This is a genomic window from Mariniflexile sp. AS56 (genome assembly GCF_030552475.1).
Classification (GTDB): domain Bacteria; phylum Bacteroidota; class Bacteroidia; order Flavobacteriales; family Flavobacteriaceae; genus Mariniflexile.
Genome location: NZ_JAUPED010000001.1, coordinates 586862 through 599625 on the forward strand (window position 1 = coordinate 586862; position 12764 = coordinate 599625).

A 12764-nucleotide genomic window follows, 5' to 3' on the forward strand; every position below is an offset into this window, starting at 1 on the left:
TCTAACATTTGAATTCAGGAGCCTTTAAAAGCATCACTATTCTCTTTAAAAGAAAAACACTTCTTCTATTTAAATTAAATAAAAGAAGTGTTTTAATAAATTTTCACAATAACTTAAGGTCTGAAATCAAGTTATTAATTAACAATTATTTTTTTAGTGACTATGTGACCTGTCTCCGTTTTAAACCATACAATATAGGCGCCTGATGAAACATTTGATATTCTCAAACCATTGTTTAAGGTTTCTTGCGATACATTCTTGAACTCTAACACCTGCTGACCGCGCATATTTACAATAGCTAATTTAGCGATAGGCGCATTAAGCTTTTTACCAAATAAGGTATTGCTGTTGTTTTGGTAATAAATAAAGTTCTCAAAAGTTTCCGCTTCTTCCATACCTAAACTTTGTTGCTTTGATTGGAATACAAGTTCGAACCTAGAATTAAACTTTCCTTGTTCTGAAGTAAAACTATATGGAAGCCCTTTAGTTAGATCAAAATACGTATCTGTACTATTATCTCTTAAATAGATCTCTTGGTATTCGCCTATATTTTCAAGTTCGGTTGCTTTAATTTCAAAACTATTATTCGCTGAAGATTTAAAGTTTAAAGGCACAACTTTATCACTTGTAATGGGGCTATACGCTTGCATATTCATATTTTTACCATCTAAACTTAAACTAAAATCGTTATTATTTTCTTCTAAATTTTCAGAATCGTATCCATAATCAAACCCATCTGTAGTTGCTTCGCTAAACCCTAAAAGAACTTCCCTTCTGGTTTTAGGACCTACAACAGAGTTGAACTCTAAGCGTATTTTCTTCATAACGTTCTCATCTCCCGTAGCGGTATCTGCAGTGCTTTTTGCAGATTGCTTTCCTGAAGATTTCAGAATAGACAAAATATCACCTATAAGGTCTCCAATAATACCATAAGACTCGGTTTCTTTAACAAACGTACGCTGGCTATTCTTAAAGACAATATCACCGCTTGATATAACCTCAGCAACAAATGCTTGTCCTACTGGAAAATATCTTGTAGGTGGCAAAACACCATCTGCCAATCCTAAAGTGAGTCCAAAAACACCCGCGAACTGCGATGCTCTAATAGCCCCTAGCTTATTCACATAGGCATACCCTCCTTTATATTCGTCTAAATAATGAGAGTTACCATCCCACTGTTGCCACATTTGCACTGTACCACCAATAACCGCTTTATTGTCATCTATAAATTTATAAATATCTAAAGCGGATGGGTAAGGATTTCCTAACAGGTAGGTTGTTTTAGATACATTAGCTACAGAACCAGCGCCACCTTTATCTGTTGCCTTTATTACTATTGTACCATTATTTGGTTTCCCCTCAAAAATATATTGTTGCTGGGTACTACCGGTACCAGTACCTTTTTGAGTATACCCTACACCAGATTCAATTTCTGTTGTGGGTTTTACAGACGACCAATCCCAATAAGTAACTCCGTTTTTGAACGTATACAACCAATAGGTGCTTATTTTACCTGCTTGGTTATATGAAGATGTAAAAGCCATATCGAAGCCCGTTTCATCTTTCAGCATATTTAATGTGAATGCGGTATTGTTCGGGTTTTTGGTTGAACCATTATTATCAACAAAACTAGTTGCAGCTTTGGCACCAACTGGCGACGCCCAATAATTATATCTAAAGGCATTGGATGTTCCTTCTTGACGTCTTAAAATTTTCCCGTTTGCAGAGGTTACTAAATCGCTGGTACTGGTTTGCAACAGTTGCGAATCGTCCATTAAATCTAATGTTCCATTTAAACCTAAAAGCCAGGTATTATTAATTTCATGATCCCCGTTTACCGTAAGTGTTTTATTTTCATCGATTATTAGACCTAATGATTTAATTGAATTATTGGTTGTTATGTTATTTGATATTCTAAACACAGCATTATCTTTTCCGTTAACAACGGTATTTACATCCCAAACATCGCCATGCAACCAAATATTATCACTTTCCCAAACACCATCAAACCCTGTAATATAAGGCATAGGAGCTGTTTGCTCTACAATAGACCCAATATTGTTTAAGGTTAAATCATAACTATTATTAGAATAGTCTAGCGTTTTATTACTTGTAATACCCGTCATTGGGTAATAAGCAATTAAGTTTGCCCATGACACTTTAGTTTTCGTTGTATTATCTATAATATCTTTTGCAAGTACTGTTCCTCTTACATAATCATTGCTGTTTTCAATTTCTTGATACACCATTTGTTGTAATTGGGAGTCTGTTAATGCTTTATTAAACACACGCACTTCATCGATGGCTCCTTTAAAATACTCTTCATTGGTGCTTTTATTTGAAAATCTACCAATTTCAAATGTATTATTAGCATTTGAATTCAAGGATATAGAAGAACCTAGGAGTAGGTAATAAGAATCAACTAAGCTTCCATCAATATACAATTTAATTAAACCTGTACTTTTAGAATAGGTTCCCGCCACATGATGCCATTCATCAAAATTGATTTCACAATCAGAACAACCTCCTATTTTCTTTTCACCCGTTAATCCTGCTTTAATAGAAAACATAGGTTTATTTCCTTTTTTCAACCACAATCTACAACCTACATCTTCGCCCGCAATAGTCATATCAATAGAGTTTCCTGCATCGGACTTTACCCAAGCCATAATGGTCACCTCATTTAATCCTTTGATAAATGAACTCCCAGAAAGGTAATCATCTACGCCATCAAAATTTATCATGGCATTGGATGGTACATTTAACAGCGTCGTGACTGCATCTCTAAAATCTACATCACCACCTGAATTCACATCACTATCGGCATCTGGCAATGTGCTTGGATTATTAATCGTTCCGTTAACATCCAAATAACCTGTTGTAGTATCTACGCTATCATCCAACCCGTCATGATCGGTATCATTACCCGATAAGGTTAAACCTGCTTCTGTGGTATCATTTCCGCCTTCATTATCAGAATCTAAATCTAAATAATCGGGGTTATCTGTACCATCTGTATTTACAGGTACTAAGCCTGAAGTATAATTTGTATCTACACCCCAAGCATTTACAACTCCCGACGGAGCAATATACCCAACCGTAGTTTGAGCTTCTATATTATCTGGAATGCCATCACCATCACTATCTAAATCTAAATAATTTAAAATATAATCGGCATCGTCTAAACTTTCTTGTATCACATAATTTACGGTACCACTATTAGCAGAAGCCTGTACAGCGTTTGGAATACCATCTGTACCTAAACCTCCATTTACCACACCATTGGTATGTGCTTTTCCGTGACCTGCTTCAACGGCATCGAAAATACCATCATTATCACTATCTAAATCAAGTGAATTAGGAATACCATCACCATCTGTATCCACACTAGAATTAGTTACCGTTACAGTACCTTCATCAAAATTTGAATAATCAGACATACTTACTACATACGAATAAGTTCCTGGTGAAAGCGTCACCGTACCTTGAACCAGTTTCCACGGGGTTGCTGCTGAAGCTCCATTTTGAATTGGAATAGCAATCGTACCTGTAGTAGCTACTAAAGTGGCTCCAGATAAGTTATTACCAATACCTGAATAAATAGTTATTTTGGCAGTAGCCGTATTGTTATTATCTCTAGGTGAGAAATAACCAGAATATGTAATATCTGTTGTCGTATTTATTTTGAAAGATTGGTATACATCAGCAGTTCCATTAGTGTCTAAATAATGTTGACTAAAGCCTACCGTGTTTGTGTTTGGATTCGCATCAAACGCAGGACCTCCATTTCCATAGTTATACGTGCCTCCATTAACTTTAACCACATTGGGCGTTCCTCCAGAACCTAAACTACCAGGAATTAAAATCCATGGTAATATAGTTGTTGCATTTACACCTTGTGCTGCTTGGTTGTTTCCGTTTATAGTATTCGGTATATTTTCAAAACCACCATAGCTAAGAATACTATTTTCATCAGTATCTAAAATACCATCATTATCATCATCTAAATCGACTCTATCAAAAATACCATCTCCGTCTGAATCTACATCTGGTGGTAAGTTACATGCTGTACCAGTACCTTCAACTTTAAACTTTATATTTTTCCCTTTCTCTGTAGCTTTATCTCCGTCTTCGTTTAAAACTTCAACACCATCTACTTTTATAATAATGGATCCATTGTCCCAGCCTTTCTTTTTAATATCATAAAGCAAGACATAGTATTTACTATCATTAGGTAAGCACCCTAAATCGAGGGTTGTACTATAATTTTCAACAGACGGTTTAGTTTTACCTACATCTATATAACATTGTGTTACATCGCAAATTGTTGCAAGAAGAACATCTGAATCATTATAAACCTCAACTTTGTAGTTGTATGATTTTTCAGTCCAGTTTACTATTACTTCAACATTAGAGTTTTGAGCTAATGAGAAATTACACGTCAATAATACAGCAAAAACAATGAGTAGCTTTGTTTTCATAGGTAATAGATATTAGGGTTTTTAGCAATTACATTACGTTAACCTTCTACGAAACAATAACACTTTTATAAATTAAAAGTATACCTGTTTGCAGATATCAATTGTGAGCCGATAAAAAAAACGATAGTTTACATTACGATTTGATTTCTTCAATCTATCAACTTTAAAGCGAAATATGCTTACAGTCAAAGTCTTGACAAAAAATCTATAACGTGAGGGAAATGCAACTTAACGAATTGTATAGTTATTCACAATATTCATTAAATTAACAATGCAATGGTAATAATAAAATTTGATTCGAACAAATAAATTACACTTTTATATCGATTAAAGGTGGTTTAATTTCGACCAATAGTCATTTTATGTAGGTTAAGTTCTATTATTATGTTCATTTCATAAGAATTATAACAAACCTATCTTAGCACTAAAAACCTGTTGATAATTTTAATTAGTTAATAATTATTTTTTTAGTGATTACTTCTCCGCCATCTGTTCCCAACCTTAGTACATAAGCACCTGTTGCCATGTTCGGTAATTCAAACCCATTCCTTAGAATTTCTGAAGACATATTACTAAAACCGAACACTGTTTGACCGCGCATGTTCACAATATCGAAATTCAGTATAGGTGTATTCAAATTTTTAATATGCAACGTGTTGGTGTTATTTTGATAATAAATTAAACGCTCAGAATCTAAAGATTCATCAGTACTTAAGGTTTGTTTTTGTTGCTGTTGTGATTGAAAAACTAATTCAAACCGCTCATTAAATTGTCCTTTCACCGATGAAAACTTATAGGCTGAATCCTGCATTAAATCAAAAACCATCCCCGTTACATTATCTTTTAAATACACGGTTTTTAAACTGCCCATATTCTCAAAATCCGTAGCTTTTATTTCAAAGGTGTTATCACCAGATGATTTGAAGTTTAAAGCCACTACCTTTTCATTAAAAACAGGGCCGTATGCTTGCATATTCATGCTTTTTCCTTCTAAATTTAAATTAAAATCATCGCCACTACTTTCACTTGTAACGGCATCATAACCATAATCATAACCGTCTGTGGTGGCTTCACTAAACCCTAAAAGCAATTCTCTTCTAGCCTGTGGACCAACAACCGAATTAAATTCTAATCGGATTTTCATCATACTTTCATTAGCATTAGCATCATCATCACTAGTGCTTTTAGATTTAGTATTACTCGATTTCAAAAATGAAGACCCTTGGTTGTAAGTTCCATCAGCATCCGCCTCTTTAACGAATACGCGTTGGCTGTTATTAAATTCTACCTGACCAGACCCTATAATTTCTGCTACAAAACCTTGCCCTACCGGAAGATATCGAGAAGGCATCAACGTACCATTTTGCACACCATTATTTTCACCTTCAATACCCACAAATTGATACGCTCTACAAGAACCTAATTTATTTACTTGAGCATAACCGCCCTCATAAGCTCTTAAAACATGAGAATTTCCTCCCCATTGTTGCCATAATTGCAAGGTTCCGCCAATAACACCTTCATTATCATCTATAAATTTATGAATATCTAAGGCCGATGGATATGGATTTCCTAAAAGGAAATCTGTTTTAGAAACCGTAGCTACAGACCCTGAACCACCCACATCGTTAACATTCACCAAAATGGTTCCGTTATTAGGTTTTCCTTCAAATACATATTGCTGTTGCGCGCCCGTAATACCGGTTCCTTTTTGCGTATAACCTATACCAGCAATTAATGATGTATTCTGATTAATTTGTTCAAAATCTGAATATCTAACTCCATTTTTATACGTGTACAACCATTGTAAACTAATTTTTCCTTGTTCGTTAAGTTTTGATGTAAACTGAAAATCGCCACCGGTTGGTTCTTTAAGCATGCTTAATTTGTAAGGTGCGTTATTCATATTATTACTAGATGTATTATTATCCATTAAACCGGTGGCACCAACGGCACCTATAGGAGATGACCAATAATTATATCTATATGCATTGGCAGTACCTTCTTGACGACGTAAAATTTTACCTGTTTCGGACGTTACCAAATCACTTTGTGTTGTTTGGATTAATTGAGAATCATCTTTCAAATCTAAAGTTCCATTTAATTCAAAATACCAACTATTACGAATTTGATTATCGCCAGTTACCGTTAACGTTTTGTTTTCATCAATATACAAGCCTAAAGATTTTGATGACTGACTCGTTTCTACATTGTGCTTAATTTGAATAATGCTCCATTCACTCATCGTGGCAGGATCTAAAATATCCCAGACACCACCATGTAACCAAGTATTTGCCGTTGTCCAGTTACCATCACCTCTTGTTACATAAGGTAAAGGCGCCGTTTCTTCTTGAAATGAAGTGATATTACGCACTTTAGTGATTCTGCTATTGGTTGAAAAATCGGTAGTTCGTGTATTAGAAATAATATCGCTTAATGGATAATACACTAATAAACCATCCCAAGCTATTTTTGCCTGACTTGAAACATCTGCAATATCTTTACTCAAAATTTTTCCTTTTACAACTCCATTATTATTCTCGATTTCTTGATAAACCATGTGTTGTATTTGGCTGTCTGTTAGCGTTGAATTAAATACTCTAACCTCATCTAAATCACCTTTAAAATATTCACTACCAGTTCCTGTTGATCGGCGTCCAACTTCAAAATTTCCATTAGAAGAAATCGAATTAGAGATAGTAGAACCCCTTGCTCCGACATCCGTACTACCAACTAAAACACCATCAACATACAGCTTCATAACCCCCGTTACTCCCGAAAATGATCCCGTAATATGATGCCACTCGTTATATTTAATAACTACTGATGATGAAATTGTTTTTAAAGCTGTCGCTGCTGTTTTTACAGTAAACGTAGGTATGTTACCGTTAGCCAACCATATTCTACAGCCAACATCTTCACCGGCAATGGTCATGTTCGTGGTATTTCCAGAATCGGAATTTACCCAAGCCATGATGGTGACATCACTAATTCCATTTATAAACTTAGCGGTTGTTACATAATCATCTACACCATCAAAATCCAATTTAGACTCCTCTAAAAAGGGGTTTACAATAATATCACCGCCACAATCTGCCAGAAGCCCTTCATTGGTACTTGGCAAGGCTATGTTATAAACGATATCAATATCTTCAATACACGAATCGCATACGGTATCGAAACCACCGCCATCATCCATATCAAAAAACAAATGGCCTTTAATAACACCTCCACTTGATAAGGAAGCATTGGTACGTACAATAAGTAAGGAGTTTATATTGTTACCAATTAACTCATCATTACTTAAATCTATCGTATTTACTATTAAAATACCGTTATTATATACAGTCGCCGAACCAAAATTTAATGAACCATCTAGGATAATTAACCCTTCATTGGTGTAATCGGCATTTAGATTCATATCGGTATGAATGTATGTTGAACACAAATTTTTCAACCCACTGCTTCCTCCTGAACTCACCGAACCAAAAACTTCTAAAAGCCCACAGTTTATAAAATCTGAGTTAAATTTAGCGTCACCTTGTATAATAGTTTTAGATTCTGGGAAAGAAACGAAAAAGGTACTACCACCTAAATTAACTGAACCACCAATATTTAGTTCACCAGAATTATAAACTGATGAAGCCCCTGAAGGAGAAAAATTGCCAGGAACGGACAGGATGCCTGTATCATTAATGTAAATATCTGAACCTCCAATGGATGGATTGGTAGCAAAATTAGCTGTCCCTTCAATATGCAGTTTACCACCAGAAATATTTGATATAGACCCAGAAAAAACAACTCCAGGAGCCACGTAAAGGGTTCCTTTAAAATTACCAGAACCAACAGCACTACCATAATCGGACAAGATACATACCGTTTCTGATGCTTTTACGTTTGTTGGCGCAGAGACCATAGGGAAACCCGATGCATCTTTCCAGCCAGTTAAAGTATACGTATAGGTACAGTTCGCAGGTTGGCTTATTGGTGTGTAGGTATAACCACTGCAACTTTGTGCTTTTACAAGCGTAAAAGAAAGCAAGGTTAATAGACTGATAAAAATATGTGTTGTAGGTTTCATAATCTTAATTTAATTAGACATTAAAGTCTGTATAAATGAAGTACTATAAAACATTTTTAAAGTCAATGGACAACTTAACTACCTGAGGGGGTGATGCAATAGTTACGTAAAAACAAAGACTAGGGTTTTACAAATACAACGTAAAATTTAGATTATTTTAAAATTCGGGATACCACAATTTATGCCCTCCTGCTAAAAAGAATTAGCTGGAGGATATTACATGTTACTATTATATAAAAAGGAATAGAATTATATCACACTATAAAGCCTACCAAATCTTCAATTTTAGAAATAAGTTGAATTTTAATAGCCGTATTTTTAAGTGAAATTTTATTGTATTTAGATACAAAAATGGTAGAAAAGCCTAGTTTCTCGGCTTCCAAAATACGTTGCTCGACACGTTGTACGGGGCGTATTTCACCAGACAAACCAACTTCAGCAGCAAAACAAAAATCTTTTTGCAAAGCAACATCCTCATTGGATGATAAAATAGAAGCAACCACAGCCAAATCGATCGCCGGGTCATCGACATTAATACCTCCTGTAATATTTAAAAACACATCTTTAGCCCCCAAACGGAAGCCTGCACGCTTTTCTAAAACAGCCAACAACATGTTTAATCGTTTTGCATTAAAACCGGTAGCACTACGTTGTGGTGTACCGTAAACAGCTGTACTAACAAGCGCTTGCACTTCTATCATTAACGGGCGCATCCCTTCTAAGGTTGCGGCAATGGCGTTACCTGAAAGTTCTTCGTCTTTTTTAGAAATTAAAAGTTCTGACGGGTTGGATACTTCTCGTAAACCAGACCCTTGCATTTCGTAAATACCTAACTCATTCGTAGAGCCAAAACGGTTTTTATGGGCGCGTAAAATTCTAAATACATGGTTACGATCGCCTTCAAACTGCAAAACCGTATCGACCATGTGTTCTAAAATTTTAGGACCTGCAATGTTTCCATCTTTCGTAATATGTCCAATTAATATAACAGGTGTCGATGTTTCTTTTGCAAACTTAATAAGCTCGGTGGTGCACTCTTTTATTTGTGAAATACTACCAGAAGACGATTCTATATAATCACTATGAAGTGTTTGAATGGAATCGATAATAACAATATCTGGTTCTAAAGCTTCAATTTGCTTGAAGATATTTTGTGTTTTTGTTTCCGTAAGGATGTAGCAATTATTATGCTTTGGATTAACGCGTTCCGCCCGCATTTTTATTTGCTTTTGGCTTTCTTCCCCTGAAACATATAAAGTTTTATAAGGTAACTTTAATGATATTTGAAGCAACAAGGTGCTTTTTCCAATTCCAGGTTCGCCACCTAAAAGCGTTAAAGACCCTGGTACAATACCGCCACCAAGCACACGGTTAAACTCACCATCAAAGGTATCTAAGCGCGCTTCATTTGAAGCATCAATTTCTTGAATTCGCAAAGGCACAGCTGCTTTTTTAACAGCCGCTGAAGGTGTTTTCCAATCGCTCTTTTCGGGTGTTTGAATCACTTCTTCTACAACAGTATTCCATTCTTTACAAGCATTGCATTGTCCTTGCCATTTTGCGTACTGTGAGCCGCAATTCTGACAAAAAAAAGTCGTTTTTACTTTTGCCATGAATCCTTTTGAGGTTTGAGGGTTTTAAAAGAAAATTTCATAATTAATATCCGAAATCTGTTTTAATAGCTTCTGCTTTTTCAAGCATTAAATCTTTAGTAAGACCAGCAATCTCTTCTAAGGTGAAGGCTGATTGATAGGTGCGCATGGCCTTTTTAGTATCACCCGTTTCTTCATAAAATCTGGCCAAATAATAATTACCCAGAAGTGTTTTAGGATATTCATCACGTGCCATTTTCCCTAAATCTTGATAATACTCAAACCGTTGAGCCTTTTCAATAGCTGCCGAAATAGCCTTAAAATCATTTATTAGAATTGATTTTTTTATACCAAATAACTCGTATATGGTTTTATATTTTTCTTGAAGATATTCTACCGGAGAACCTTCTAACTTTAGAATCGTGTCTTTGTATTCATCTTTACTTATAGGCTGAAAAACTTTAAACATGGCTTCAATGGCATTAGGAATGGCATGTGTTGGCACGGAATAATGTGAAGGCTTCTCAAACGTATTGAATGTGTAAAAAAGATTCTTATTATCTAAAGTTGAAATATTCGTATTTAAAGCATCAGTCATTTGTTTAATAGACGACGAGTCGTTATTCGTATTTGCTAAGTAATAAAAAGTCTTGGTTGCCTTTTTACTTAAAGCATCTGGGATATAACTAATCATTTTTGGAGCTAAATCTGGACTAATGGCGATATACCCTTTAAAAACCGGATCCGATTTTAGCAAGTAGTAATTAATAAAGTTGGCCGTCTCACCATGCCCCACCGCTACTCTAAAACTTGAGGTGTTATATGTTTTTTCTAAATGCGGAATAAGTTCCATACCTATAAATTCAAAAAAACTAGCGCCCGTTTCTATAGGTAACGAATTTTGCTCGGAATACAAACAATCATCATAACGTTTATCATATTGATTAACCCCTACCACAATCGCTGCTGGCATATCTTCCCAATACGTGTAATAATCTGTATTTCCTGCAACCGCTTCAAATAAATAATCGCCATCTAAAACTACAAACAAAGGGTACTTCTTAGAATCACTCGCGCTGTAACCTCGTGGAAATTGAATTTTTAATTCGCGTGTTTCACCAAGTTTTACAGACTCTATCGTCTCATATTTAACTTGGGCATTAAAACTATTAATGGTACAAAGGACGACTAAAATGGAAAGTAGTTGTTTCATTTTAAAAACGATTTGAGATTTTAATGCAAGGTATGAAATAAGTTAAAACTAAAAAAAGCTGATTATAAGCCCTTAACTTTTCTTGACTCTGTTATAAATAGGCAAATAAATAAGTGACAAGCCTCCAAAAAGAATAACCATAAGTGTTTGAGAGGTCCACATAATCCACCCAAAAGCAATACTAGGTTCTTGAGCAATACCAAATATAGAAAATGCTGCATAAACCGCTAACGGGTATGAACCAATACCACCGTTGGTTGCTGCAATACTAAAGCTAGCAGAGATAAAACCTATTAAAATTGCCCCTGTTGAAATGCCTTCTAAATCTCCAATAGATAGCGATGTTACGTAAAACATGAGTACATACATGGTCCAAATAAAAAGCGTATGAAAAATAAACGCCCATTTCTTCTTCATTTTGAAAACACTTAACGCACCTTCGATTAAGCCGTTTACAAAGTTTTTAATTTTGATGGCGAATTGAGACTTGCTTTTCTTTATGAATCTGAAAAAAATAACCGCCATTAAGCTTAATGCTAGTAACCCAAATACTATTTTCATTGGGTTAAACTTATCTGCAAAAAACCCATAAATAAAGTCAAACTGAAGAAACAACGTGACAAGTATAATACCTAATATCACAATTAAATCGGCAATACGTTCGGCTACAATAGTTCCAAAACCCTTCTCAAAAGGTACGCCCTCGTAGTTTGTTAATATGGAAGCTCTTGCAACTTCACCAGCACGCGGTATGGTATAGTTTATCAAATAAGTAGCAAAAACAGCCATAACGCTATTTCCAAATTTTATATTATAGCCCATAGGCTCTAACTGAAAACGCCAACGGTATGCACGAGACAAGTGACTTAAGAGCCCCAAAAACATCCCAAAAACAATCCATTTATAATCTGATTTTTGCAGATATACCCAAATTTCCTCTATAGAGACTTTAGATAACGAGTACCAAACTAAAAAAACTCCCAGTAATAACGGGAGTATAATTTTTAGAGCTTTTTTTATGTTTTGGTTCAAACTTTTATTTTAGCAAGTTTGTAGTTTCATCTGGAAAAACTAAAGAAGGCTTAAATACTTTAGCTTCTTCAATATCCATAAAAGCATAAGTAATTAATATTAACGTATCTCCAACAGCCACTTTTCTAGCGGCAGCACCGTTTAGTGTAATTTCCCCACTATTTCGAGGCCCTGGAATGCAATAGGTTTCTAAACGTTCGCCATTGTCGTTATTTACAATTTGAACTTTCTCTCCTTGAATGATGTTGGCGGCTTCCATTAAATCTTCATCAATAGTAATACTACCAATGTAGTTAAGTTCTGCACCGGTACATTTTACTCTGTGAATTTTTGATTTTACTACTTGTATTTGCATGTGGCAAAGA

General features: G+C 35.1%; 6 protein-coding genes. All 6 read right to left on the reverse strand.

Translation table 11 applies throughout. From position 1 onward, the window contains the following. Nucleotides 1–134 precede the first annotated feature (134 nt). The 6 genes from Q5N74_RS02610 to panD all read right to left on the reverse strand — a co-directional run bounded on the left by Q5N74_RS02610 (nucleotide 135) and on the right by panD (nucleotide 12754). Nucleotides 135–4481: a LamG-like jellyroll fold domain-containing protein gene (locus Q5N74_RS02610; RefSeq protein ID WP_304387133.1), complete on the reverse strand. Its 4347-nt coding sequence runs from the start codon at nucleotides 4479–4481 to the stop codon at nucleotides 135–137. Between the two features lie 448 nt (nucleotides 4482–4929). After that, nucleotides 4930–8562 (reverse strand): LamG-like jellyroll fold domain-containing protein, encoded by a 3633-nt coding sequence (locus Q5N74_RS02615; protein ID WP_304387134.1) that lies wholly within the window; start codon nucleotides 8560–8562, stop codon nucleotides 4930–4932. 254 nt (nucleotides 8563–8816) lie between these two features. Continuing rightward, complete coding sequence (gene radA, locus Q5N74_RS02620; protein ID WP_304387135.1) at nucleotides 8817–10175, reverse strand: DNA repair protein RadA; 1359 nt, start codon at nucleotides 10173–10175, stop codon at nucleotides 8817–8819. A gap of 43 nt (nucleotides 10176–10218) precedes the next feature. Next, a complete protein-coding gene (locus tag Q5N74_RS02625) occupies nucleotides 10219–11367 on the reverse strand; it encodes an alpha/beta hydrolase (protein ID WP_304387136.1) in 1149 nt (382 codons plus the stop codon). A gap of 72 nt (nucleotides 11368–11439) precedes the next feature. Next, nucleotides 11440–12399 carry a lysylphosphatidylglycerol synthase transmembrane domain-containing protein gene (locus Q5N74_RS02630; RefSeq protein WP_304387137.1) on the reverse strand — a complete coding sequence of 320 codons (960 nt, stop codon included), beginning with the start codon at nucleotides 12397–12399 and terminating at the stop codon, nucleotides 11440–11442. 4 nt (nucleotides 12400–12403) lie between these two features. Continuing rightward, entirely contained in the window at nucleotides 12404–12754 is a 351-nt protein-coding gene (panD, locus tag Q5N74_RS02635) for an aspartate 1-decarboxylase (protein ID WP_304387138.1), read from the reverse strand. Between the last annotated feature and the right edge of the window lie 10 nt (nucleotides 12755–12764).